The organism is Amycolatopsis sp. NPDC004625, from assembly GCF_040609695.1.
In the GTDB taxonomy this organism is placed as follows: domain Bacteria; phylum Actinomycetota; class Actinomycetes; order Mycobacteriales; family Pseudonocardiaceae; genus Amycolatopsis.
Window position 1 is genome coordinate 103492 of the sequence record NZ_JBEXKX010000023.1, and the last position, 24900, is coordinate 128391.

24 protein-coding genes are annotated in these 24900 nt (G+C 72.6%); 7 read left to right on the plus strand and 17 right to left on the minus strand.

All coding sequences use genetic code 11. The features are described 5' to 3' along the window. Window positions 1-77 precede the first annotated feature (77 nt). From ABZW17_RS25600 to ABZW17_RS25645, 10 genes are all read right to left on the minus strand, one after another. Window positions 78-722: a TetR/AcrR family transcriptional regulator gene (locus ABZW17_RS25600; RefSeq protein WP_354819063.1), complete on the minus strand. Its 645-nt coding sequence runs from the start codon at window positions 720-722 to the stop codon at window positions 78-80. A gap of 80 nt (window positions 723-802) precedes the next feature. Further along, window positions 803-2494: an NAD(P)/FAD-dependent oxidoreductase gene (locus tag ABZW17_RS25605; RefSeq protein WP_354819066.1), complete on the minus strand. Its 1692-nt coding sequence runs from the start codon at window positions 2492-2494 to the stop codon at window positions 803-805. Continuing rightward, on the minus strand, window positions 2491-3234 hold the full coding sequence (locus ABZW17_RS25610; protein ID WP_354819069.1) for a carbon-nitrogen hydrolase family protein: 744 nt from the start codon (window positions 3232-3234) through the stop codon (window positions 2491-2493). Before ABZW17_RS25610 ends, ABZW17_RS25605 begins: the two co-directional genes overlap by 4 nt. Next, entirely contained in the window at window positions 3231-4622 is a 1392-nt protein-coding gene (locus tag ABZW17_RS25615) for an amino acid permease (RefSeq protein ID WP_354819072.1), read from the minus strand. The genes ABZW17_RS25610 and ABZW17_RS25615 overlap by 4 nt, the downstream gene beginning before the upstream one ends. Before the next feature lie 158 nt (window positions 4623-4780). Then, on the minus strand, window positions 4781-6091 hold the full coding sequence (locus tag ABZW17_RS25620) for a HAMP domain-containing sensor histidine kinase (protein ID WP_354819075.1): 1311 nt from the start codon (window positions 6089-6091) through the stop codon (window positions 4781-4783). Window positions 6092-6093: 2 nt separating this feature from the next. Further along, the gene (locus ABZW17_RS25625; protein ID WP_354819078.1) at window positions 6094-6804 is read right to left on the minus strand and encodes a response regulator transcription factor; all 711 of its coding nucleotides are present in this window, start codon (window positions 6802-6804) and stop codon (window positions 6094-6096) included. 47 nt (window positions 6805-6851) lie between these two features. Further along, complete coding sequence (locus ABZW17_RS25630; RefSeq protein WP_354819081.1) at window positions 6852-7514, minus strand: IclR family transcriptional regulator; 663 nt, start codon at window positions 7512-7514, stop codon at window positions 6852-6854. A 51-nt stretch (window positions 7515-7565) separates the two neighbouring features. Beyond that, window positions 7566-8378: a sugar phosphate isomerase/epimerase family protein gene (locus ABZW17_RS25635; protein WP_354819084.1), complete on the minus strand. Its 813-nt coding sequence runs from the start codon at window positions 8376-8378 to the stop codon at window positions 7566-7568. Continuing rightward, a complete protein-coding gene (locus ABZW17_RS25640; protein WP_354819087.1) occupies window positions 8378-9511 on the minus strand; it encodes a DUF993 family protein in 1134 nt (377 codons plus the stop codon). Before ABZW17_RS25640 ends, ABZW17_RS25635 begins: the two co-directional genes overlap by 1 nt. Before the next feature lie 82 nt (window positions 9512-9593). Continuing rightward, on the minus strand, window positions 9594-10634 hold the full coding sequence (locus tag ABZW17_RS25645; RefSeq protein WP_354819090.1) for a LacI family DNA-binding transcriptional regulator: 1041 nt from the start codon (window positions 10632-10634) through the stop codon (window positions 9594-9596). A 216-nt stretch (window positions 10635-10850) separates the two neighbouring features. On the opposite strand from ABZW17_RS25645, the gene ABZW17_RS25650 reads away from it, so the two are divergent. The 3 genes from ABZW17_RS25650 to lpdA all read left to right on the plus strand — a co-directional run bounded on the left by ABZW17_RS25650 (window position 10851) and on the right by lpdA (window position 13538). Beyond that, window positions 10851-11255 (plus strand): nitroreductase family deazaflavin-dependent oxidoreductase, encoded by a 405-nt coding sequence (locus ABZW17_RS25650; protein WP_354819093.1) that lies wholly within the window; start codon window positions 10851-10853, stop codon window positions 11253-11255. 77 nt (window positions 11256-11332) lie between these two features. Further along, the gene (locus tag ABZW17_RS25655; RefSeq protein WP_354819096.1) at window positions 11333-12097 is read left to right on the plus strand and encodes a lysophospholipid acyltransferase family protein; all 765 of its coding nucleotides are present in this window, start codon (window positions 11333-11335) and stop codon (window positions 12095-12097) included. Window positions 12098-12146: 49 nt separating this feature from the next. Further along, on the plus strand, window positions 12147-13538 hold the full coding sequence (lpdA, locus tag ABZW17_RS25660; RefSeq protein WP_354819099.1) for a dihydrolipoyl dehydrogenase: 1392 nt from the start codon (window positions 12147-12149) through the stop codon (window positions 13536-13538). Here the strand turns inward: lpdA and ABZW17_RS25665 are convergent. Further along, window positions 13528-13971, minus strand: coding sequence for a GNAT family N-acetyltransferase (locus ABZW17_RS25665; protein ID WP_354819102.1), 444 nt, complete (start codon window positions 13969-13971; stop codon window positions 13528-13530). The genes lpdA and ABZW17_RS25665 overlap by 11 nt on opposite strands. Window positions 13972-14158: 187 nt before the next feature. Here ABZW17_RS25665 and ABZW17_RS25670 point away from each other — a divergent pair, with 187 nt between their 5' ends. Further along, window positions 14159-16066 carry a S8 family serine peptidase gene (locus tag ABZW17_RS25670; RefSeq protein ID WP_354819105.1) on the plus strand — a complete coding sequence of 636 codons (1908 nt, stop codon included), beginning with the start codon at window positions 14159-14161 and terminating at the stop codon, window positions 16064-16066. Window positions 16067-16125: 59 nt separating this feature from the next. After that, window positions 16126-16860, plus strand: a complete 735-nt coding sequence (locus tag ABZW17_RS25675; protein WP_354819108.1) for an SDR family oxidoreductase — start codon at window positions 16126-16128, stop codon at window positions 16858-16860. A gap of 30 nt (window positions 16861-16890) precedes the next feature. Here ABZW17_RS25675 and ABZW17_RS25680 read toward each other — a convergent pair whose 3' ends face one another. Both ABZW17_RS25680 and ABZW17_RS25685 read right to left on the minus strand, forming a co-directional pair. Continuing rightward, on the minus strand, window positions 16891-17205 hold the full coding sequence (locus ABZW17_RS25680; RefSeq protein WP_354819110.1) for a hypothetical protein: 315 nt from the start codon (window positions 17203-17205) through the stop codon (window positions 16891-16893). A 49-nt stretch (window positions 17206-17254) separates the two neighbouring features. After that, a complete protein-coding gene (locus tag ABZW17_RS25685) occupies window positions 17255-18265 on the minus strand; it encodes an SDR family oxidoreductase (RefSeq protein ID WP_354819113.1) in 1011 nt (336 codons plus the stop codon). Window positions 18266-18336: 71 nt separating this feature from the next. On the opposite strand from ABZW17_RS25685, the gene ABZW17_RS25690 reads away from it, so the two are divergent. Further along, window positions 18337-19218, plus strand: a complete 882-nt coding sequence (locus tag ABZW17_RS25690) for a LysR family transcriptional regulator (RefSeq protein ID WP_354819116.1) — start codon at window positions 18337-18339, stop codon at window positions 19216-19218. Window positions 19219-19250: 32 nt separating this feature from the next. Here ABZW17_RS25690 and ABZW17_RS25695 read toward each other — a convergent pair whose 3' ends face one another. Both ABZW17_RS25695 and ABZW17_RS25700 read right to left on the minus strand, forming a co-directional pair. Continuing rightward, window positions 19251-19835, minus strand: a complete 585-nt coding sequence (locus ABZW17_RS25695; RefSeq protein WP_354819119.1) for an amino acid transporter — start codon at window positions 19833-19835, stop codon at window positions 19251-19253. Then, window positions 19832-21277 carry an ABC transporter substrate-binding protein gene (locus ABZW17_RS25700; protein WP_354819122.1) on the minus strand — a complete coding sequence of 482 codons (1446 nt, stop codon included), beginning with the start codon at window positions 21275-21277 and terminating at the stop codon, window positions 19832-19834. The genes ABZW17_RS25695 and ABZW17_RS25700 overlap by 4 nt, the downstream gene beginning before the upstream one ends. A 105-nt stretch (window positions 21278-21382) precedes the next feature. On the opposite strand from ABZW17_RS25700, the gene ABZW17_RS25705 reads away from it, so the two are divergent. Next, on the plus strand, window positions 21383-22717 hold the full coding sequence (locus tag ABZW17_RS25705; RefSeq protein WP_354819125.1) for a hypothetical protein: 1335 nt from the start codon (window positions 21383-21385) through the stop codon (window positions 22715-22717). Here the strand turns inward: ABZW17_RS25705 and ABZW17_RS25710 are convergent. Beyond that, window positions 22707-23216, minus strand: a complete 510-nt coding sequence (locus ABZW17_RS25710; protein WP_354819128.1) for a GNAT family N-acetyltransferase — start codon at window positions 23214-23216, stop codon at window positions 22707-22709. The genes ABZW17_RS25705 and ABZW17_RS25710 overlap by 11 nt on opposite strands. Window positions 23217-23293: 77 nt before the next feature. After that, a complete protein-coding gene (locus tag ABZW17_RS25715) occupies window positions 23294-24871 on the minus strand; it encodes a glycoside hydrolase family 13 protein (protein WP_354819131.1) in 1578 nt (525 codons plus the stop codon). Between the last annotated feature and the right edge of the window lie 29 nt (window positions 24872-24900).

Genomic DNA, 24900 nt, shown 5'->3' on the forward strand with positions numbered 1-24900 from the left:
GGCGTGCGTCGGTGGTTCGCCCACTGACCCGGAGCCCCTGGCGCCCTCCTCCCCCTCGTGGCGCCGGGGGCTTCGGTCTACGCGGGGCCGGCGGCGCGCGGCGGCTCGGCCTGGATGGCCGGGAAGATCTCGCCGACCAGCGTCACCAGCGACTTCGACAGCAGCAGGTGCACCTGGGCACGGGTCAGCGACCGCCGCACGAGCCATTCCCGGCCGGCCGACTTCACCATCCCGCCGAACGCGCGCACCAGCGCGTTCAGCTCCGGCCCGTGCTCGCTTTCCCGGGACAGCCCGACGGCCTCCAGCACGCGGTCGGCGGATTCGCGGTCCGCTTCTTCGAGGATGCGCTCCACTTCGAGGTCGCGGCCGATGCCCTCGGGCGCGATCGCGGCCAGCCACATCCGCTCCTGGCTGGTGACCATGTCGAGGAACCACTCGATGGCGACGTCGGCCCGCAGTTCGAGCGGCCCGTCGGGCAGGATCTCCACGGCCAGCCGCGGCACGGTCAGCGCGCGGCGGATGATTTCCAGGTACAGCTCGCGTTTCGTGCCGAAGTAGTGGTTGATCAACCCCCGCGCGACGCCGGCCGCCGCGGCTATGTCCGAAGTGGACACTGCGGAATACGGGCGCTCACCGAACAGCCGCGCCGCACACGTGTAGATCTGTTCCTTCCGTTCGTCCGGTTCCAGTCTTCGCCATCTCGGCGCCGGCTCGGTGTTCATGGCCCCATCGTCGCACGGGCCGTTGAGGCGGGCAGGGTAGTTCGCACGATGTCGGATGGCCTCCCACGATCGGGGCACGCTCAGTCCGGCAGCGTGATCGGTGCGATGTCCGCGAAGCCGTCGCCCGGGCCCGGGTTCGCCGGATCGGTCGTACCGCCGAAGTGGTGCAGCACGCCCCACACGGCGTTGAGCGCGGTCTGCACCGCGCCCTCGGCCCAGCCCGCCGTCCACGAGATGTCGTCGCCGGCCAGGAACAGCCCGCGGTAACGCGCCGGCAGCTCGTCCTGCACGAAGTGCGTGAACAGCCGCTGCTGGTAGCGGTAGTGGCCGGGCAGGTTCGCCTTGAACGCGCCCATGAAGTGCGGTTCGGCCTCCCACGACACGGTCACCGGGTCGCCGATGATGTGCCGCCGGACGTCGACGCCGGGGTAGATCTCGCGCAGCGACTGCAGCATCACCTCGACGCGTTCGCCGACCGACAGCGGCAGCCACTTCAGCGAGTCGTCGGCCCAGGTGTAGGACAGGCAGATCACCGCGGGTTTTTCCGGGTCGTCGCCGAGCAGGTAGGTGCCGCGCGGCATCCGGTCGGTCAGCGTCATGCTCATCGCGTCGCGGCCGGTGCCGGCGTCGCGGTCCAGCCAGAACGGCCGGTCGACCGGCACGAACACCTTCGACGACGCCATGTAGTGCGTGCGCTCGATCGCCGTCCAGTGGTCGATCGGGAACAGGGCCTCGTCGCATTCGATGTTCGACAGCAGCATCCAGCTCTGCGCGGTGAACACCGCGGCGGGGAACGTCCGGATGTGGCCTTCGGTGTCCGTCACGGTGATGTTGCCGGGTGCCGTGCGGTGCAGCCGCGCGACGCCGGGCTGCGGGCGGCCGCCGTGCAGCGTGCTCAGGCTCGTGCCGGCCGGCCAGAAGGCGAGGTCTTCCGGAGCGTGCTCCCACAGCCGCAGCGGGAGCTGCCGGCTGCCGCCGGCGATGCTGCGGTGCTCGTCGTCGGCTCCGGTGTAGACCACCCGCAGGATCTCCAGGATGGAGTTCGGGAAATCGGTGTCCCAGCCGCCGGTGCCGAAGCCGACCTGGCCGAAGATCTCGCGGTGGCGGAAGGAGGCGAAGGCGGGGGAGTCGCAGAGGAAGCCGTAGAACGTCTGGTTGTCCAGCCGCGGGACCAGGTCGTTCCACAGCCGCTTGATCGTCTTCGCGTCGCGGTCGCGGATCGCCGTCTGCATCTCGGCGAAGGAGGCGTGCTCGGCCAGGGTCCGGTCCCAGGCCGCGGCGACCTCGCCGAAGACGGCGGGCAGGTCCTCGGGCGTGCGCGCGTAGTGGCTCTGTCCCTTGAGGTCCACGACCGTGCTCGGCGTTCCCGGTGCCAGCGGGTTCGGGAACGGCGTGGTCTCCAGCCCGACCTTGTCGATGTAGTGGAACAGCGCGGTCGACGCGGGCGGGAAGCGCATCGCGCCCATCTCGGCGACGACGTCGTCCGGGCAGCCCGGGAACCGCACGGTCCGCAGCCGGCCGCCGATCTCCGCGATTTCGTACACCACCGGGCGCAGGCCCAGCTTCATCAGCTCGTACGCGGTGACGATGCCCGACAGGCCGCCGCCGATCACCGCCACCTCGGTGCCGTGCCGGTGCGCGGGCAGCGTGCCGAGGCCGGCGGGGTGGGCGAGGTGGTCGTCGTAGGCGAACGGGAAGTCGGGGCCGAACATCGTGATCGGGCGGCCCGCCGGTTCGTCGTGGTGGATCGCGGTCGGAACGGCGGAAGTCATGCGGTGGTTCCCCGGTACAGTTCGGGCCGTCGGTCGGCCAGGTGGGTGTTCTCTCGGCGGGACGCGATCAGGGCGTCCCGCGTGACGTCGGCGGTGACGACGTCCGGCCCGGCGCCGGCGCGGGCGAGCACCTCGCCGGTCGGGGCCACGACGCAGGAGCGCCCGCAGTAGGTCAGCTCCCGCTCGGTGTCGCAGCGGTTCGCGTAGGCGACGAACAGCTGGCTTTCGTAGGCCCGCGCGGGCACGAGCGTGTCCGCAACGATTTCGTACGGGCTCATCAGCGCGGTCGGCACGACCAGGAGCTCGGTGCCGGCGAGCGCGTGCGCGCGGACGAGCTCCGGGAATTCGACGTCGTAGCAGATCAGCAGGCCGATCCGGATACCGTCGAGGTCGGCCTGCACCACGGCTTCGTCGCCGGGGGTGAACCAGGCTTTGTCGAGGTCGCCGAAGAGGTGCGTCTTGCGGTAGTTGGCCAGGCGCCGCCCGGTGCTGTCGATGAGCTGGACGCTGTTGTAGACGTGCTCGCCGTCGGTTTCCGGGTAGCCGTACGCCAGCGCGGTGCCGGTTCGCCGGGCCCACGCGGCCATCCGGCCCGCGGTGGGGCCGTCGGCGGGTTCGGCGAGCTCGTGCGTGCGGGCGCCGATGTGGTAGCCCGTCGTGATCATCTCCGCCGCGACGACGAGCTCGGCGCCGGTTCCGGGCAGGGCGTCGAGCGGGCCCTGGTGGATGGCGACCCTCATGCGAGCCTCGACCGCCGGATGCCGTAGCCGAAGTAGATCAGCAGGCCGAGCGCCATCCAGCCGCCGAAGACGAGCCAGGTCGCGCCGTCGAGGCTGAGCATCATGTAGCCGCAGCAGAGCACGCCGAGGATCGGTGTCACCGGCGAGAGCGGGACGCGGAACGAGCGCGGGGCGTCCGGCTGGCGGCGTCGCAGCAGCAGGACGGCCACGTTGACCAGGCCGAACGCGAAGAGCGTGCCGATGCTGGTGGCGTCGGCCAGCTTGCCGAGCGGGATGAAGGCGGCCAGGGCCGCGACGAAGCCCGAGACGACGAGGGTGTTGATCCGCGGCGAGCCGGACTTGGCGTCCACTTTGGACAGCGCGGGCGGGACGAGGCCGTCGCGGGACATCGCGAACAGGATGCGGGTCTGTCCGTAGAGGACGGTCAGCACGACGCTGGAGATCGCCACGATCGCGCCGACGGCCAGCAGACCGGCCCAGAACGGGTTGTCCGAGACGACGTCGAGCACGTGCGAGAGCGCGGCCTCCTGGCCGTCGAACTGCTGCCACGGCAGGGCGCCGACCGCGGCCACCGCGACCAGGCAGTACAGCACGGTGACGATGCCGAGCGAGAGCAGGATCGCCCGCGGCAGGTCCTTCTGCGGGTTCTTCGCCTCCTCGCCGGCGGTCGAGGCGGCGTCGAAGCCGATGTAGGAGAAGAACAGCTTGGCCCCGCCGGCGCTCAGCCCGGCCAGCCCCAGCGGCAGGAACGGCGTGAAGTTCTTGGCCTGCACGGCGCTGAAGGCGATCGCGCAGAACAGCACCAGCGTGCCGATCTTGACCACGACCATGACCGTGTTGGCCCGCGCGCTCTCCTTCGCCCCGGACAGCAGCAGGACCATCGCGAGGACGACGACGAGGATCGCGGGCACGTTGACCACCCCGCCCGAGCCCGGTGGCTGGCTGAGCGCGTCCGGGATGGCGAAGCCGAAGGCCAGCCGCAGCAGTTCGTTGAGGTACTGGCCCCAGCCGACGGCGACCGAGGCCACCGAGACGCCGTATTCGAGCACCAGGCACCACCCGCAGACCCAGGCGACCAGCTCGCCGAGGGTCGCGTAGGTGTAGGAGTAGGACGAACCGGACAGCGGGATCATCCCGGCGAGCTCGGCGTAGGACAGCGCCGAGAACAACGCCGTGACGCCGGCGAGCACGAACGAGAGCACCACCGCCGGCCCGGCCACCGGGACGGCCTCGCCGAGCACGACGAAGATGCCGCTGCCCAGCGTCGCCCCGATGCTGAGCGTGGTCAGCTGCCCCAGCCCGAGCGACCGCTTCAACGTGCCATGATCACCTTCGGCGACGAGGTCGGCGACCGGTTTCCGCCGCACCGTCGCGGCTCGCAAAGTCATGCCGACGACGGTAACGGCCGTTTCCCGCCCGCAAAACACGAGAACATTGCACGTACAGCTGAATCACAGGTGATTCATTGCACAACAGCCCCGAAACGTAGCGAATCATTCCGGGGCATCACGCGTGTCCCCTCCAGACACGCGTGATGCCGCTCCGGTCACGCGTGATGCCCGGTTCGGCACGGTGTGGCGGGGGGGTCGGCGGCCGGGAGGAGCAGGGTGAACGTCGGCGGGGCCGGACGGCTGAGGCGGAGGCGGCCGCCTTCGGCTTCGGCGAGGCCGCGGGCCAGGCGCAGGCCGATGCCGTGGCCGGTGGGGGTGGTCGCGAACGGGTCCGTCTCGCCCAGGTCGGGGCCCTCGTCGGCGACGTCGATGGCGAGCGCGTCGCCCGCGTCGCGGGCCACCACCGTCACCGTGCCGCGGCCGTGCGTCACCGCGTTGTCCAGCAGCACGCCCAGCACCTGCCGGACCGCCGCGGCCGCCACGTGCGCCGGGGGCGGGTCGTCGCGGACGATCCGCAGGGCCCGCCCCTGCGGCTGGAGCAGCGCCTCGCCGGCCTGGCGGACCTCCTCCAGCAGCGCCCCGAGGTCGAGCTCGGCGCGGGGGGCCCGGCGTTCCCGGCCCAGGGCCAGCAGGTCCTCGATGGTGCGTTCCAGCCGGTCGGCGGAGGCGATGCCGGCGCGGATCGCCGCGTACGGGTCCGCGGCCGGGGTCTCCAGGGCGGCTTCCAGCTGCAGGCGCAGCCCCGTCAGCGGCGTCCGCAGCTGGTGGGACGCCTCCGCGGAGAACGCGCGCTCGCGTTCGAGGGTCTCGCCGATCCGGGCCGCGGTGGCGTCCAGCGTCTCGCCGACCTGGTCGATCTCGGGGATGCCCGCGCGCGGCGACCGGGCGGTGAAGTCGCCGTCGCCCAGCCGCCCGGCCGCGGCCGCGAGCTCCTCCAGCGGCCGGACGAGCCGCGTGGTGAACCGGCGCGCCAGCAGCCAGCTGACCCCGATCGCCGCCCCGGCGAGCCCGGCCATGCCGAGCCAGGTCAGCACCACCCGCAGCCGCAGCTCCGACATCGGCCGCGCGGCGCGGACCACGCCGGTCACCCGGGAACCGCTCAGCACCGGGACCGCCAGCACGACCTCCTCGCCCTCCTGCTCGATGACGACGTCCACGGTGGCGCTCGCGGCCTGCCGCTCGGCCGAGCCGGCGACGGTGGGCCCGTGGCCGGCGAGGAGCCGGCCGCCGGCGGTGTAGATCCCGACCTGGGCGTCGTCGTCGGCATCGGGCCGCGGCAGCACCGGCGCCAGGCCCGCGTTCAGCTCGTGCGACACCGCGAGCGCGACGGTGTCGGCCGCGCGTTCCAGCTCGGCCTTCGTGTCGTCGCGGTAGTACTGCATCACCGCGAGGCCCAGCGGCAGCGCGAAGAGCGCCGTCGCCACCAGCGCGGCCAGCACCGTCAGGGAGATGATCCGGCGGCGCACGGCTACCCTTCGGCGGCGGTCCGGGCCGGGTCCTCCAGCCGGTAGCCGTGCCCGCGCAGGGTGGCGATCCGCGGCACCTCGTCGTCGGGGCCGGCGGCCGCCGAGAGCTTGCGGCGCACCGCCGCGATGTGCACGTCCAGGGTCTTCGTCGAGCCGTACCAGTGGGCGTCCCAGACCTCGGACATCAGCGTCTCGCGGCTGACCGCGACGCCGGGCTGCTCGGCCAGCCGCGCCAGCAGGTCGAACTCCTTCGCGCGCAGCACCACCTCGCGCCCGCCCAGGGTGGCGCGGCGGCCGGCGATGTCGACGGTCAGCCCGCCGACGGTGACCGGCGGCCGGGCCCCGGCCGGCGCGCCGCGCCGCAGGTGCGCCCGCACCCTCGCCAGCAGCTCGCCCAGCCGGATCGGCTTGGTGAGGTAGTCGTCCGCGCCGGCGTCGAGGCCGACGACGACGTCCATCTCCTCCTGCCGCGCGGTCAGGATCACCAGCACCGAGGCGGGCAGCGCGGCCCGCAGGCGGCGGCAGACCTCGACGCCGTCGAGGTCCGGCAGCCCGAGGTCGAGCAGCACGAGGTCGAAATCACCGGCGTCGGCGGCCTGCAGGGCGGTCCGCCCGTCGCGGCGCCAGCACACCTGGTGGCCGTGCAGCCGCAGCGTCGATTCGAGCACGCTGCCGATCGCCGCGTCGTCTTCCACCACCAGCAGGTTCGGCATGCCGCGCAGCCTAACCAACGACCCGCCGGGTACCCGCCGGTTGTGGCCTATTCCGCGCGCGTCCCGAGGCCGATCTGCGATATCCGCACCGCGGCGGCGGTGACGGCGTCGGTGAACGCGGCGGTTTCGCCGGGCCCGAACCGGCTGCTGGGCCCGGTGACCGCCAGCGCCGCCAGCACCCGCCCGTCGCCGTCGAGCACCGGCGCGGCGACGCTCGACGCGCCGGCCTCGGGCTCGCCGTGGCTGACGGCGGCCCCCTCGGCGCCGTCGAGGACACGCCCGGGGGCCCCGGAACCGAGTGGCAGCTCGTCCCCGACGCGCCCGACGTGCCGGATGGCCAGGGGGCCCTCCTGCTGGGCCACGCAGACCAGCACCGACGTGCTGCGCACGTAGAGGTTCACCGTCTCCCGGCACTCCCGCGCCAGCTCCCGCAGCACCTGGCGGACCGGCTCGGGCAGCTGCCACGCCGTGTTGGCCAGCTGCGCCCACCGCAGCATCCCGGGCCCGACGGTGATCCGCCCGTCGGGCCGGGTCCAGAGCAGGCCGCGCTGTTCGCAGGTGGCGACCAGCCGCAGCACGGTGGTCTTCGCCAGCCCGCTGGCCGCGGTGAGGTCCTTGACCGCCCAGGTCCGGCGGTGTTCGGTGAAGAGGGCGAGCAGGTCGAACGCGCGCAGCACGCTCCGGACCGTTCCGTCGTCTTCCGGTTTCATCGCGTGACCCCGTCCGCCTGGTGGACCCAGGGTACCGACAGGTGGACCGGGTCAGGCCACGTGTCGCTCGAATGCCGCAACGGTCTCGGCGAGCACTTCCGCCCCCGGGCGGGCCCACAGCCCGGCGTTGAACACCTCGACCTCGATCGGCCCGGTGTACCCCGCCGCTTCGACGGCCGCGCGCAGGCGGCGGTGGTCGATCGGGCCGTCGCCCGGCAGCGCGCGGCCCAGCAGCGGGTCCGGCAGCGGCACCAGGACGTCGCAGACGTGGAACCCGGCGATCCGCCCGGCGGCCGCGGCGATCGACGCCTCGATCCGCGGGTCCCACCAGACGTGGAACTCGTCCACGATCACGCCGACCTGCTCGGCCGGGTGCTCCGCGGCGATCGTCAGCGCCTGGTCCACAGTGGACAGCACCGACCGGTCCGCGCACTGCATCGGGTGCAGCGGCTCCAGGCCGAGCCGGACCCCGCGGTCCCCGGCGTAGGGCGCGAGCTCCCCGACGGCGTCCGCGACCCGCTGCCGCGACGCCGGCAGGTCGTTGCCCGCGATCCCGCCGACGACCAGCACGAGCACGTCCGCGCCGAGGGCGGCCGCTTCGTCGATCGCCTCCCGGGTCTGCGCGATCCCGTCCACCGGGGACCCTTCCGGCGTCACGCCGGTGAAGAACCCACCGCGGCACAACGACGACACCCGCACCCCGTGCTCCTCGAGCAGCCGGGCGGCTTCCGCGACGCCGGTTTCGGCGACCTTGTCACGCCACAGCCCGATCCAGCCGACGCCCGCCGCGGCGCAGCCGGCCACCGCTTCGGGCAGCGACCAGGACTTCGTGGTGATCTGGTTGAGGCTCAGCCGGGGATCCATCACACGATCCCCGCGGCCTGCAGCAGCGGCCGCATCCGGGCCTGCGCCAGGTCCGGGTCGGCCAGCACGCCGGCCTCGTCGGCCAGCCGCAGCAGCGTGGCGAGGTGGGTGATCGTGCGGGCGGACTCCTGTCCGGCGATCATCCGGAAGTGGTCCTGGTGGCCGTTGAGGTGAGCCAGGAACACGACGCCGGTCTTGTAGTGCCGGGTCGGTGCGCGGAAGATCTCGCGGGCCAGCGGCACGGTCGGGTCGAGCCGCGCGCGGAACCCGGCCGGGTCGCCGTCGTCCAGCCGCCGCAGCGCCGCCGCGGCGACCGGTGCGATCGGGTCGAAGACGCCGAGCAAGGCCTCGCTGTGGCCGGCGTCGTCGCCGGCGATCAGCTCGGGGTAGTTGAAGTCGTCGCCGGTGTAGCAGGCGACCGCGGCCGGCAGCGCCCGCCGGAACTCGACCTCGACCTCGGCGTCCAGCACCGAGACCTTCACCCCGGCGACCACGCCGGCGTGCTCCGCGCACAGCGCCGCCAGCTCCCGGGCGGCGGCGCGGACGTCGTCGTGGCCCCAGTAGCCGGCCAGCGCCGGGTCGAACTGCTCGCCCAGCCAGTGCAGCAGGACGGGCCTGCCGGTCTCGGACAGCAGCTTCCCGTACGCCGCGTGGTAGTCGGCCGGGCCGGCGGCCGCCGCGGCCAGCGCGCGGCTGGCCATCACGACCGGGACCGCGCCCGCGCCGGCGACCAGGTCCAGCTGCTCGCGCCAGGCGTCCACAATGGACGCCACGGTGGCCGGCCCCGGCGGCAGCTGGTCGGTGCCCACCCCGGCGCACCAGCGCCGCCCGGCCGCGGCCGCGCCGGTGCGCGTCACCAGCTCCTTCGTCGTGGCCCAGTCCAGGCCCATCCCGCGCTGCGCGGTGTCCATCGCCTCGGCGACGCCGAGCCCGCACGCCCAGAGGTGTTCGCGGAAGGCCAGCGTCGTGTCCCAGTCCACGGTGCCGGGCTCGTCGGCCAGCGCGTCCGCGACGACGTGCGCGGCGGCGTAGGCGATCCGCGACGACGGCGGCGGCCCCGGCGGCCCGGGGAGCGGCGGACCGGACGGCGACCAGTTCTGCAGCCCGCCGCCGGGGACCGGGAGCACGAGCATCGGGGACCTCCGAGAGGGTCAGAAAGCGCTTTCTCAACCCACGGTAGGGCCTGTCCCGCGGCTCGACAAGGCCCAGGCCGGGTCAGCGCTTGGGGCGTCCGGTGCTCTCGCGCAGGACGACCTCGCCGGACAGCCGGACCGTCCGCGGCCGCGAACCCGCGGCCCCCTTGATCGCCAGGTCCATCGCGCGTTCGCCGAGTTCCTCCAGCGGCAGCCGCACGGTGGTCAGCGCCGGGGCGAGGTCGCGGACCACCGGGATGTCGTCGAAGCCGGCCACCGAGATGTCGCCGGGCACGGACAGGCCCTCTTCGCGCAACGCCGTCAGCGCGCCGATCGCCATCACGTCGGTGACGGCGAACAGGCAGGTCGGCAGCTTGCGCCGGCGGCCGGCGAGCAGCCGCCTGGTCGCCTCGTACCCGCCGTCGCGGCTGAACGCGGCCTCGACGACGTCGTCCTCGCGCAGCTCGATGCCGTGCGCGGCGAGCTCGCCGGAGAAGCCGGCCAGCCGGTCGATCACGGTGCTCAGCCGCCGCGGCCCGGCCAGCACCGCGAACCGCTTGTGGCCGAGGCCGACCAGTTCCTTCGCCAGCGCCGCGGCGCCGCCCTTGTTGTCCGGCTGCACGGTGTCGATCTTGAGCCCGCGGTGGCGGCTGACCGCGGCCACCTGCCCGCCGCCGCGGCGGTAGGGCTCCAGCTCGGCGGCCATCGCGCGTTCCCACGCCCGGTCTTCGAACGCCGAGCCGATCAGCAGGATCGCCGCGGCCCGCTGCGCGCGCAGCGTCGAGACGTAGGCGACCTCGCGGTCCGGGTCGCGGAAGGTGCCGGCGAGCATCACGAGCAGCCCGTTGTCGGTGGCCACCCGCATCACCCCGCCCGCGATCGCGGCGAAGTACGGGTCGCTGACGTCGTGGCAGATCACGCCGACCGTGCGGTGGGTGCCGCCGGCGAGCGCCTGTGCGTGCGCGTTGGGGGCGTAGGCCAGTTCGGCCGCGGCGGCGGAAACCCGCTCCCGCAGGTCGGCGCGGACGGAAGCGGTGCCGTTGAGCACCCGCGACGCCGTTGCGAGCGAGACGTTCGCGCTGCGTGCCACGTCTTCCAGTGTCACGTGCGGCCGGGCCTTCATGGCTGGCTCCTCCAAGGGTCGGTCTCGGGTGTCTCGGTGTGCTCGGTCGGTGCAATCTACTGGGAGGGGGGTGTGTCCCGAGAAGCCGCTGCTCGGGGGACCTCCCCCGAACGAGTGAATGCCACGGGAAGATCGCCCGGGGCGCGTGTGTTGGAAACAAGGAGAACCTTCAAGTGGTGAGCCCGCCACTGCTGCCGATCACGAAAGGAACCCCGCATGCTGTTCGGTGACGAACACGTCCGCCGCTACGAGGAAACCGACGGCGAGGTCGGCCACGACTGGAAGGACGGCGTGCCGACGCTCGTGCTGACCACGAAGGGCCGAAAGACCGGGCAGGAGCGGAAGTTCGCCCTGATCTACCAGGAGGTCGACGGGAACCCGGTGATCGTGGCCTCCAAGGGCGGCGCGCCGAACCACCCCGGCTGGTACTTCAACCTCGTCGAGCACCCCGAGGTCGGCGTCCAGGTCAAGGCGGACAAGTTCACCGCCCGCGCCCGTACGACTTCCGGCGAGGAGCGCGCGAAGCTGTGGGAGAAGCTCGCCGCCGTCTGGCCGGACTACAACGAGTACGCGAAGAAGACGGACCGTGAGATCCCCGTCGTCGTGCTCGAGCGCGTCTGAAATTCCCGCTGTGATCTGCGCCGCGTTCGGCGCGGGGACGGGCCGATCCGGCCGGTCGTGGGCTACGAATAACCCTCATGACCGACCGCTGGACCGCCCTGGACACCGAAGGTGAGCTGCTCACCCGACGCCAGATGATCGCCTACGGCCGGCGCTTCGCCCGCGCCGGCCGTGGCGCCTGGTACAGCTTCGCCATCGAGGTGGTCTGGCAGTTCCTCGTCCAGACGACCCGGTTCCGGGTGCGCGGCTCGCACCACGTCCCGAAGACCGGCGGCGTGCTGGTGGCGTCCAACCACCTGTCCTTCGCCGACCCGACGACGCTGACGGCGTTCTGCCTCGCCGCCGGCCGCGTGCCGCGTTACCTGGCGAAGGCGTCCCTGTGGAAGCTGCCGGTGGTCGGCCGCGTGATGCGTTCGGGCCGCCACATCCCGGTCTACCGCGGCGCGGCGACGGCCGCCGAGGCCTACCGCGACCTGGTCACGTCGGTGCGGGCCGGCGAGTGCGTCGCGGTCTTCCCGGAAGGCACGTTCTCCGACGACCCGGACGGCTGGCCGATGCGCGGCAAGACGGGCATCGTGCGGGCCGCGCTGGAGACCGGCGCCCCGGTGATCCCGGTGGGCAACTGGGGCACCCACCGCCTGCTGCCGTCGACGGCGAAGCTCCCGCGGGTGCTGCCGCGCAAGACCGTCGACCTGGTCGCGGGACCGCCGGTCGACCTCTCGGACCTGGCCGGGCGCGAGCTGACGCGGGCGGTGCTGGAGGAGGCGACGGCCCGGATCATGGCGGCGATCACCGAGCTGCTGGAGGGCATCCGCGGCGAGGAGCGTCCGGTCGCGGCCTGAGGTCGGCGTCACCCCGCCGACGCGTCCCGATGGGGGTAATTTCGGTCTCATGAGTGCACAACACTTTGATGTCGTCGTGCTGGGGGCCGGAGTGGGCGGCTACGTCGCGGCGATCCGCGCGTCCCAGCTGGGGCTGAGCGCCGCGGTGGTCGAGGAGAAGTACTGGGGTGGCGTCTGCCTGAACGTCGGGTGCATCCCGTCGAAGGCGCTGCTGCGCAACGCCGAGCTGGCGCACGTGGTGACGCAGGAGGCGAAGGCGTTCGGCATCTCCTCCGACAGCCCGATCAAGGTCGACTACACGGCCGCGTACGAGCGGAGCCGGAAGGTCGCCGAGGGGCGCGTCAAGGGCGTGCACTTCCTGATGAAGAAGAACAAGATCACCGAGTTCGACGGGCACGGCACGTTCGTCGACGACCACACCCTCGAGGTGAACGGCGAGCGGATCACCTTCGGCCACTGCGTCATCGCGACCGGCGCGACCACGCGGCTGCTGCCGGGGACCTCGCGCAGCGAGCGGGTCGTCACCTACGAAGAGCAGATCCTGTCGAGCGAGCTGCCGGGCAGCATCGTGATCGCCGGCGCGGGCGCGATCGGCGTCGAGTTCGCCTACGTGCTGCACAACTACGGCGTCGACGTCACGATCGTCGAGTTCCTGGACCGGATGGTGCCGCTGGAGGACGCCGAGGTGTCGGCGGAACTCGCGCGCCGCTACCGCAAGCTGGGCATCAAGGTGCTGACGTCGACCCGCGTCGAGTCGATCGACGACTCGGGTGCCTCGGTGCGGGTGACGGTGTCGTCGGAGAAGAACGGGCAGCAGGTCCTGGAAGCGGACAAGGTGCTGCAGGCGATCGGGTTCCAGCCGCGCGTCGAGGGCTACGGCCTGGAGAAGACCGGCGTGGCCCTGACCGAGCGCGGCGCGATCGCGGTGGACGGCCGCGGCCGCACGAACGTCGGCCACATCTTCGCGATCGGCGACGTGACGGCGAAGCTGATGCTGGCGCACGCGTCCGAGTCGATGGGCGTGGTGGCGGCGGAGACGATCGCGGGCGCGGAGACGATGGAGCTCGACTTCCCGATGATCCCGCGCGCGACCTACTGCCAGCCCCAGATCGCCAGCTTCGGCTGGACGGAGGAACAGGCCCGCGAGAAGGGTTTCGACGTCCAGGTGGCGAAGTTCCCGTTCACGGCCAACGGCAAGGCCCACGGCCTCGGCGACGCGGCGGGCTTCGTGAAGCTGATCAGCGACGCGAAGTACGGCGAGCTGATCGGCGGCCACCTGATCGGCCCGGACGTGACCGAGCTGCTGCCGGAGCTGACGCTGGCCCAGCAGTGGGACCTGACGGTGCACGAGGTGGCGCGCAACGTGCACGCCCACCCGACGCTGGGCGAAGCGGTTAAGGAGGCCGTCCACGGCCTCGCCGGTCACATGATCAACCTGTAGGGACGTCGAAGCGGAGCTCCGGCCGGTCCCAGCGCACCTTCGGTGGTCTCGCCGGGACCGTGCCGGTGCGCCGCGCCCCCATCCGCAGGTAGAACGCCAGGGCGGGCGGGTGCGAGACGACCCGCACGCTCGCCAGCCCGCGCCGGCGGGCTTCGGCGAGCATGTGCGCGATCAGGCGTGCGCCGACGCCGAGACCCTGGGCCGCGTCCGCCACGAAGAGCAGGTCCAGTTCGGCTTCCACGAGCGCGTAGAAGCCGAGGAGACCGTCGCCGGTGGCGGCGAAGGCCGGGTTGGCCGCAACATAGTCCGGAGTGATCGCGTAACCGTCCAAAATGGACGCGTACGCGCCTTGGTAGGCCGCGGAAGCGTGCACCAGGGCGGTCAAGGCCCCGGCTTGGTCCGGCGTGGCCCGGACGATCTCGATCGGCCCCATGCGCGCCAGCCTACGACGGCGCGGCCGGAAAATGTTCTCACGTTTCCCTGGTCGTTCCAGCATGTGGACCGGAGGGCCTTCCCGACTTTGGTCGCTGGAATCCGGGGCGGTCGCTCCTTAGATTCTCCCCATTACACCCGGTTGGGTGTCATTCGGTCGAGTGGCCGAGTACCACAGGGAGACATCGATGGTGAGATTCAGCCGGGTCGCCGCGCACGCGGTTCCGCTGACGGTCGGCACGCTGCTGCTGACGACCGGGGTTTCGGCGGCGCAGCCGTCCACCGTGGACGCCGCGGCCGCGCGCACCGAGGCGGGCATCAGCGCGCTGCAGAGCATCAAGAAGAGCCTGAGCCCCGCGGAACGCAAGCAATCGAGCCAGCTCGTCGTCGAGAAGCGGTTGCGGGCCGACCGGTCACTGGCCGCGAAGCTGCCCGAATACCGCTCGGGCGTCGGCGTGAGCGCCGCCGGCACCGTCGCGGTCGACATCACCTCCCGCGACCAGGGCGTCGCCAACGCCGTGAAGGCCGCGGGCGGCACCGTCCGCTTCGCCTCGCCGGCCGGCGCCGTCCGCGCCGACCTGCCGCTGGCCGCCCTCGACGCGATCGCCGGCCGCGCCGACGTCGTCGAGGTGAAGCCCGCCGCGCAGGCCACGACCTGGCGCGAACCGGGTAACCGCGACGCCGCCGCGCCCGCGGCCGTCCAGGCGGCCGCCGCCGCGACCCAGGTGTCCGAAGGGGACAAGGCGCACGGCGCCGACGCCGCCCGCACCACCTACGGCGTCAGCGGTTCCGGCATCAAGGTCTGCGTGCTCTCCGACGGCGTCGACTCCCTGGCGAAGTCCCAGAGCGCCGGCGAGCTGCCCGCGGTGGACGTCCTGTCCGGCCAGAAGGGCAGCGGCGACGAGGGCACCGCGATGCTCGAGATCGTCCACGACCTCGCGCCCAACGCCACCCTCGGTTTCGCCACCGCCTTCACCAGCGAGGCGAGCTTCGCCGCGAACATCCGCGCCCTGCGCACCACCGGCAAGTGCCAGATCATCGTCGACGACGTCTCCTACTTCGACGAGTCGCCGTTCCAGGACACGCAGGTCGCGCAGGCGGTCAACGAGGTGACCGCGGCCGGCGTCCTCTACTTCTCCTCGGCCGGCAACTCGGGCAACGCGACCGACGGCACCAGCGGCTACTACGAGGGCGACTTCCGCGCGTCCTCGACGAAGATCAGCGGCGTCACCGGCACGCCGCACGACTTCGACCCCAGCAGCACCACGCAGAACTTCGACGCGCTTTCGGCCGGCTCGCTCGGCAAGCCGGTGACGCTGTTCTGGTCCGACCCGTGGGGAAAGTCCGCCAACGACTACGACCTGTTCATCCTGAACTCCGCGGGCAGCGTCGTGGCCTCCAGCGAGAACTCGCAGTCCGGCACGCAGAACCCGTACGAGATCGCGAACGTGCCGACCACCGGCTCGGGCTACAAGGTCGCCGTCGTCAAGTACAGCGGCGCCGACCGGTTCATCGCGCTGAACGTCATCCGCGGCCGCTTCGTGGCTTCGGGTTCGCTCAAGGCGTTCAGCACCAACGGTGTCACGAACGGCCACTCGGCCGCGGCGAACGCGTTCAGCGTCGCGGCGGCGCCGGCGGCCGGCGCGTTCACCCGCCCGCTGGAGACCGGTGACCCGGCGAACCCGGCCGGCCCGTACCCCGGCCTGTTCACCGCGTCGAGCAAGTGGGAGCGGTTCTCCTCCGACGGCAAGCGCCGCCTGTTCTACAACGCCGACGGCACCGCGATCACCCCGGGCAACGTGTCCTCGACCGGCGGCACGGTCCGGAACAAGCCGGACATCACGGCGGCGGACGGCGTGTCGACGTCGGTGACCGGCTTCCAGCCGTTCTTCGGCACCTCGGCGGCGGCCCCGCACGCGGCGGCCATCGCGGCCCTGCTGCTGTCGGGCAAGCCGACGGCCACTCCGGCCCAGATCCGCACCGCGCTGGTGTCGTCGGCGATCGACCTCGGCACCCCGGGCTTCGACACGGTGACCGGCAACGGCGTGATCATGGCCGGTCCGGCCCTGGCCGCGCTGGGTGTGCAGCCGAAGTAGGCGGATTTCCGCGAAGAGGGCCCGGCGCGTGCCGGGCCCTCTTTCGTTAGGGTCGGACCATGGCGAAGACGGCGGTGGTCACCGGGGCGGGATCGGGCATCGGGCGGGCCGTGGCGCGGGCCCTCCTGGCAGACGGCTACCGGGTCGCCCTGGCCGGGCGGCGCGCTTCCGCCCTCGGGGAAACGGCCTCAGGGTCCGAGAACGCGCTCGCCGTGCCCACCGACGTCTCCGACGAGCAGGCCGTCGAGGCGCTGTTCGAAACCGTGCGGGAGCGGTGGGGGCGGCTCGACCTGCTCTTCAACAACGCCGGGATCGGCGCGTCCGGGACGGTCGCCGAGCTGTCCGTCGAGGACTGGAAGCGGACCGTCGACGTCAACCTCACCGGGATGTTCCTCTGCGCCCGGCAGGCCGTGCGGCTGATGAAGGACCAGGACCCGCGCGGCGGCCGGATCGTCAACAACGGCTCGATTTCGGCGCACGCCCCGCGGCCGGCGAGCGTGGCCTACACCGCGACCAAGCACGCCGTCACCGGGCTGACCCGCTCGATCTCGCTGGACGGCCGGGCCTGGAACGTCGCCTGCGGGCAAATCGACATCGGCAACGCCGCCACGGAAATGACCGAGCGGATGGCCGCCGGCATCCCGCAGGCCGACAGCCGGGTGGTCGCCGAGCCGACGTTCGACGTCCGCCACGTCGCCGACGCGGTGCGGTACATGGCCGCCCTGCCGCTCGACACGAACGTCCAGTTCCTCACCGTCACGGCGACCGCCATGCCGTTCATCGGCCGCGGCTAGCACGCGTCCGACCTGCCCGCCTCGGCCGGGTCAGGCCGTGCCCTGGTGTTCGTCGCCGGTGTCGAAGAACCGGTCCACGTACTCTTCCGGCGGCAACGCGCTGTCACGCAGCAGCGAAAACACCTCGCTGCCGGACACCAGTTCCTTGTTGCCCGTGGCGTAGGACTGGGCGAGCCCCACGTAGGTCGCCCCCATCTCCTTCGCGTATTCCCGCGCTTCCGTCTCGGCCAGCGCCAGCGCCGAGTCGGCGTCGACCGCGTGCCACACCGTGACCCGTTCCTCGTACGACGGTTCGACGGCTTGGGTCCATCGGAAGACGCACCGCACCCCGTACCACTCCGTCATGACTTCGCTCCCTCGGCTTCGCGACAACGCGGACGCCTGGGAACATACTTCAGGGGATCACCCGCGCCTTCCGGAACTCGTCGAAGAGCCGGTAGAACATCTGCTCCGTCTCGACGTGTTCGTGGAATCCCGCCCGGCGCGCCTTGGACGTGTCCGCGAACACGTCGTAGTCCCAGCCGAACACGAAGTCGCCGAAGGCCCACGAGGCCGAGACGTCCGCGTAGGACGCCGAGAGCCCGTGGCGGGTGGCCATGGACGTCCACAGAGGACCCTTGTCCGCCATGACGTCCGCCAGGGACATCCGCAGCGGCGGCGCCACGTCGAGGCCGAAGTACGCCGCCAGTTTCGGCCAGAGCTCGCGCCAGCGGAACAGGTCGCCGTTCGCGATGTTGAACGCGCCTTCGTGGCCGGTCGCCCAGACCGTCGCCGAGGCCAGGAGGCCCGCGTCGGTCAGCTCCAGCAGGCTGTCGTACGCCCCCGGTGCGCCCGGGAACCGCAGCGGCAGCCCGAGTTCCTTCGAAATCGACGCGTACACCGCGATCACCAGGGCGAGGTTCATCGGATTGCCCAGTGCGGTGCCGCCGACCACGGACGGCCGGATCGCCGACCACGTCCAGGAGCCGGCTCGCCGTTCGAGGAACTGCTGCTGGTCGACGTTGAACTCGGGCGGCATGTGCCCGGCGTCGGTTTCGCGCGCCGGGGTCTTGAACGGCCCGAGGTGCGCGCCGTACACCTTGTAGCCCTGCATGAGGCTGACGTGCTCGAGGCCGGGAGGTGCCGCTTCGACGAGGTTCGTGAGCATGGCCAGGTTCGGCGGGACGAGCTCCGCCCAGGTCGGTTTGTCCAGGTAGGCGGCGTAGAACAGGTGTGTTGCCGGCTTCAGCGAGGCGATCTTCGCGCGGGTGCCGGCGGGGTCGAGCAGGTCGACGGCGACCGTCCCCGGCCCGCCGCGCCGGGAGAGGCCGACGACGTCCCAGCCACCGTCGGCCCGCAGGTGTTCGACGAGGTTCCTGCCGATGATGCCGTTCGCGCCGGCGACCCATGCTGTCTTGCGTTCCATGGCTCCAGGCTCGTCCCGGGTGCGGTGATAAGTCCAAGGCTTAGTTGTCACCAAGTCGATAAACTGAGGTCATGACAAGTCTGCGGCAGCTGGAGTACCTGGTCACGGTGGTCGACACGGGTTCGTTCACCCGCGCCGCCGAGCAGCTGCACGTGACGCAGCCGGCGTTGTCGCACCAGATCCGGGCCCTCGAGCGCACCCTCGGCGGGCCGCTGCTGGAACGGCTGCCCCGCGCGGTCCGGCTCACCCCGATGGGCCGGGCGATGCTGCCGCACGCGCGCGCCGCGCTGGCCGACGCCGAACGCGCGCGCTGCGCGGCCCGGCTCGCGTCCGGGACGACGGCGGGCGAGCTGCAGGTGGCGACGGTCTACTCGATGAGCCTGGGGGTGCTGCCACCGGCGTTGCGCGTGTGGCGGCGCGACCGGCCCGGCGTGGACGTCCGGCTGCTCGAGTTCCGCCACGCCGACGAGTTGCGGGAGGCGATGGCCGCGGGCGAGGCCGACATCGCGCTCGGCCCGTGCCCCGGCGACTGGAACGGGCCGGTGCGCGAGCTGGGGACGGAGGAGTTCGTCGTCGTGCTACCGGCCGACGGCGCATCGGAAGACGACGCGACGGGCGAGGTCGACCTGGCCACCCTGGCGGACTGCGCGTGGGTGCACTACGCGCCGGGAAACGGCCTGGCGGAGCTGGTCGACGCGGCCTGCGCGGCGGCGGGCTTCCGTCCCCGCCCGGCGGTCCGCACCGAGCAGACGGCCGCGGCCCCGATCCTCGCGGCGGCGGGCCTGGGCCCGGCCCTGGTCCCGGCGAACGTCCTGCCGGCGGCCTTCGAGGGCCGCGTGCTGCGGCCGAAGGTGCCGGTGCGCCGGGCGCTGGGGGCCTACACCCGCGCAGCCCCGGACCCGCTGACCAAGGCGTTCATCGAAACCCTCGTCGCGTACGCCGCCGTGTCGTGAGTGGGAAACAGCGTTAGAACACTGTTTCTCACTCACGAGGGGGCGCGGCAGGCCGCCTGCCAGGGGTGTGCGTCGTCGAGGGCTTCCGCGAGCCAGCGCCGCTGAGCCTCGCCGAGCACCGGGAGCACCGCCGCGAAGTCCTGCTCGTCCTTGGGCCGCGTGCGGTGGGCCTTGGCGAACACCTGCACCTCCGGCGCCAGGTAGGGGAGACCGTCCGGGGAGACCACGCCCAGCTCGCCGATCGGCCGCCGCACCGCCGGGTTCCGGCGGGAGACCCACTCGTCCCCCTGCGTCTCGTCGAGCATGACCTGGATCCGCCACGGCGAGCCCGCCGACGGGCGGCACCACACGTCGTCCACCCCCACGGGCAGCAGCTCGCCGCGCGCCCACGGGCGCAGCGTGCCCGGCGGGTCCGCCGCCCACCACTCCCACGTCGGCAGGGCCTCCTGGACGGCGAGCTGGTCGCGCCGCAGCAGCAGCACGTCGATGTCGCCGTGCCGGCGGAACGGCCGGCCCACCGCCAGCTCGATCGCGTACCCGCCGGCGATCCACCACGGTGCGGCCACGCGCGAGAACAGCCGGGCCACCTCGTGCGGCGACGCGGGTGCCCAGGTCACGAAACGCCGATCCCGGCCAGCACCGGGCCGGTGAACGGCGTCGTCGTGACGTCGTGGACCCGCGGACCCCACACCGAGTGCCCGTGGCCCGACCACAGCGGCGCCACCGGCAGGTCGCGCAGCAGCTGGTTCTCCGCCAGGCGGTACAGCTCGCCCGCCTCCTCCGGGGTCGCCGCCGCGTCGGCCAGGTCCAGGTTCTGGCGGAACACCGGGTCCTGGTACCCCGACCGGGCCGCCAGCTCGGACAGCAGCTCGTACGGGCTCGCCGTCGCCAGCTTGACGTCCACTGTGGAGGGACCGTCGAGCCGGCCGGTGTTCGGGAGCGCCTGGGCCGTCACGGAAACGTCCAGGGCCTTGTGCAGGCCGACCACCAGGGTCCGCGTCCACGTCTCGGCTCCGGGTCCGAAGTAGACGGTCGCGCCGCCGGGGAAGGCCGCCTGCTTCAGCAGGGCCTTGCCCGCCGCCGCGTCGAAACTGCAGGGGCGGCACGTGCCCGTCCGCTCGCCCGGGGCGTCCGCCGGGGGCAGCAGGGCCTTGGCCGGGTCGACCTGGTGCGCCAGCGGGCCCGCCTCCAGTGCCGCGCGGTCCACGCCGAGCGCGAAGCCGTGGCGGACCGTCGCGTCGGCGAAGCGCGGGTCCGGCACCGGGAACGCCAGGTAGCCCGCCTCGGGGAGGGCCCACGTCGCGTGGCGGTCGGCGAAGTCGCCGTGCATGGCGTCGTGCTGCGCGCCGGGGACCTCGGTCGCGAGGTCGAGCGTGCCCGCCTTCACCGCGTCGTACTGGGCCGCCGGCTCGCCGACCCGCAGCTCGATCTCCTCGGCCTTCCCGGCGCCGACGCGCTTCAGCGTGCCGCCGGAGCCCGGGTGCCAGCCGCCGTCGAGGCGGTACGGGCCGTTGCCGACCGGCGCCTTCGCGAAGCCGTCCCAGTCGCGGGAGGCGAGCACCGACGCCGGCAGCGGCACCAGGCCCGGCGCGGAGAGCAGCGCGGGCACCTGGCCGGACGGGCGGTCGAGGGTCAGGGCGATCGTGTCCGGGGCCGGCGCCGTGATCTCGCGGGCGCGCAGGAGATTGGTCAGCACCGGCGTCGAGACCCACCGCGCCGCGGCGACCGCCCGCCAGGTGTCCACATAGGACTGCGCGGTGACCGGGGTGCCGTCGTGGAACGTCGCCGGCCGCAGCTTCACCGTCCAGTGCACCCGGTCGGTGCTCTCGATCGACGCCGCGGCGCGCGGGGTGACCTTCCCGGACGCGGCGTCGTAGTCGGCGAGCGGGGTCCAAAGGGCGCCGGTCACCAGCCGCCCGGCCTGGTCGGCGAGGTCGGCCGGCAGGAGCGTCTCGGGCTCGCGGAGGCCGACGGAGAGCACACCGGGCCGGGCGGAATCGGAACCGGAGCAGCCCGTGACGGCGAGGACCACGACGGCGAGCAGGGCGAGCAAACGCATGAAGCAAGTCTTATCAGTCGGAAGGCAACGAAAGACGGTTGTGTCCGGTTGATCTCCGTCGTACCGTTCGATTGGTCCCGCTCGGAGCGTTCTGGGAGGTTTCGCGTGCGCACCTGGTTGCGGTCGTGCTTCGCCGCCGTCACCGTCAGCGCCACGCTGGTCGCGACCGGGCTCCCGGCCGCGGCCTGCGGCGAGGACGACAAACCCGCGGTCCCGGCCGCCCGGACGCCCGGCGACCCGGGGGCGATCAAGAACGTCAAGGCCGTCGGCAACGTCCCCGACGCCGCCGGCGCCATCTCGATCAACTTCCTCGACTACGGCCGCCGCGACGTCATGGTCGTGTCCGGCGAGTTCGGGCTGAAGGTCTACGACCTGACGAAGGATCCGGCCGCGCCGAAGCTGGTCGGGCAGGTCAGCCTGCCGGGCCTGTGGGAGACCGAGGACACCGAGGTCGACCAGAACCGGAAGCTGGTGTTCCTCTCCCGCGACCCGCGCGCGTACGGCGGCACCACGCACACCGGCGAGTCCGGCATCTACGTCGTCGACGTCTCGAAGCTCGAGGCCCCGGCGATCCTCAGCTACGTGAAGGTGCCGGCCGGCCACACCACCAGCTGCGTCGACGGCTGCCGCTACCTCTGGACGGGCGGCCCGGCGAAGGCCGACGACCAGCCGGCCGACTGGGGCGGCCGCCCGATCTGGGTCACCGACATCCGCGACCCGAAGCACCCCAAGGTCGACCCGCAGCCGATCGAGCTGGCCCGCAACGACGGCAAGACCGACTACGTGCACGACGTCCAGGTGGACGACAACGGCGTGGCCTGGGTGTCCGGCCGCGGCGGCGTCCGCGGCTACTGGACGTCCGGGATCCACCGCGACCCGCTGACGGACAGGGTCCGCCGCGCGACCGCGCACGAGCCGGTCCCGTACGCGGGCGGCGGCATCGCCGAGACCGCGGCGCCGTCGCGGTTCATGCACAACAGCTTCCACCCGGCCGGCCACCGCGTCGGTGACGGCGCCTGGCGCGGCCAGGACCTGATCTACGCGACGGAGGAGAACTTCGTCGACGGCTGCGCGGGCGACGGCGTCCTGACGATCTCGTCGCTGGCCGGCTCCTACCACGGCGAAGGCTGGCGCTCGACGCCGGAAAAGCCGTTCCGCCTGCAGAGCGTCGGCACCTGGGGCGTCAACGGCCAGGAGGGCAGCGACCCGGCCTCCGACGACTGCTCCGCGCACTACTTCGACGTCCGCGGCAAGATCCTGGTCCAGTCGTTCTACGCGCAGGGCACCCGGTTCCTCGACGTCAGCGACCCGACGAACCCGCGCCAGATCGCCTACTACCGCCCGGGCGACGCGAGCGCGTGGGCACCGTACTGGCACGGGAAGTACGTGTACGTGGCCGACAACACCCGCGGCGTCGACATCCTGAAGCTCACGAAGTAGGGCACCAGTAACGCAGACGCCCGGCCTGGCTGGTGCCGTCGGGGACACCGCCGTTGCGCTCGATGACGCGGCGGGAGGCGAGGTTGTCCGGCGCGCAGGTCAGCAGGGCGCGGTCGAGGCCCGCGTCCTGCGCGGTGGTCAGCACCGCCCGCAGCAACGCCGTCGCGTGGCCCCGGCCGCGCGCGGTGGGGCGGATTTCGTAGCCGATGTGGCCGCCGAACTCCGCCAGCTCCGGGGTGAGCCGGAGGTTGAGCCGGGCCCGGCCGAGGAACCGCCCGTCTTGGACCCACCAGTAGATGCGGTGGGGTGTCCGGTCCCGCACACTGGCGGCCGCCCCCACCAGGCCGGCCCAGCGCAGGTGCTCGAGCCAATCGCGGAACGCCGCCGGCTCGGCGACGTCGGCCAGCCGGACGTCGAGGGACTCGCCCTCTTCGTGGAACTCGCGCACCGCGGCAACGAACGACTCGTGGTAACTCTCGTCGGGAACGACCAGGGACACCACCCGACCTTATGCCCGCGGCCCGGGCCGGTGGATTCCGGAGGCCGCCGCCGGGCCGGCGACGGCCTCCGGTGTCTTCAGGAGCGCAACCAGACCGCGGTGTCCGTCGGCAGCTCGCCGTCGACCGGTCCGCTGGCCAGCAGGACTTCTCCGGCGGGCACCGGCACCGGCGCGGCCGAGAAGTTCAGCGCGAACGTGAACCCCGGCCCGATCCGGAACGCCAGTACCTCCTCGCCGAGCGGCAGCCACTCCAGCGAGCCGGCGGGCAGCGACCGCCGGATCCGCAGGCCGTCGCGGTACAACGACAGCATCGACGCCGGGTCCGCTGCCTCCGCTTCGGCCGTGTAGTCGCGCCAGGACGCCGGCTGCGGCAGCCAGGTCCCGCCGCTGCCGAACCCGAACGGCGGCTCGTCGCCGGACCACGGGATCGGGACGCGGCAGCCGTCGCGGCCCGGGTCGGTGCCGTTCGTCCGGGCCCAGACCGGGTCCTGGCGCAGCTCGTCCGGGATGTCCAGGACCTCCCAGAGCCCCAGCTCCTCGCCCTGGTAGACGTACAGCCCGCCGGGCAGGGCCAGCGTCAGCAGCGCCGCCGCCCGCGCGCGCCGGGTGCCGAGCTCGCGGTCGACCGGCCGTTCGTGCAGCCGGTTCGCGAACGAGAAACCCGTGTCGCCCTGCCGTCCGTAACGCGTGACGTGCCGGGTGACGTCGTGGTTCGACAGCACCCACGCCGCCGGGGCGCCGACCTCGTCGTGCGCGCGCAGCGTGCGCGTGATGACGTCCCGGAAACGCGCGGAATCCCACGGGCAGACCAGGAAGTCGAAGTTGAACGCCGAGTGCAGCTCGTCGCGGCGCAGGTAACGCGCGGCCCGCGACATGTCCGGCAGCCACATCTCGCCGACGAGCACGCGCTCGCCGCCGTAGCTGTCGGCGATCTTGCGCCACGACCGGTAGATCTCGTGCAGCCCTTCCTGGTCGGAGAACGGCGTCTCGTCGCCGTCGTCGACGTCGGGCAGGTGCGGGTCCTTGACCAGGCCGTCGGCGACGTCGATGCGGAAGCCGTCCACCCCGCGGTCGAACCAGAACCGCAGCACGTCCTCGAACTCGGTGCGGATCTCCGGGTTGTCCCAGTTGAAGTCGGGCTGCCGCGAGCTGTAGAGGTGCAGGTACCACTCGCCGTCTCCCGCGCGCGTCCACGCGGACCCGCCGAACCGGGACTTCCAGTTGTTCGGCGGCTCGGCCCCGTCCGGGCCGCGGCCGGGACGGAACCAGAACCGCTGCCGCTCCGGCGAACCCGGGCCCGCCTCGAGCGCGGCCTGGAACCAGCGGTGCTCGTCGGAGCAGTGGTTGGGCACGATGTCGATGATCACCCGGATGTCCCGCGCGTGGGCCTCGGCGATCAGGTCCTCCGCCTCGGCGAGGGTGCCGAACAGCGGCTCGATGTCGCGGAAGTCGGCGACGTCGTAGCCGCCGTCGTCCATCGGGGACGGGTACCACGGGGTGAACCAGATCGCGTCGATCCCCAGGTCGGCCAGGTGGTCCAGCCGGGCGCGGACGCCGGCGAGGTCGCCGACGCCGTCGCCGTTGCCGTCCGCGAAGCTGCGGATGTACACCTGGTAGATCGCCGCGCTCCGCCACCAGCCGGTCTTGTCGGTCACGAAAGTGCCCCTCCTGGTCGTGTTCGGGA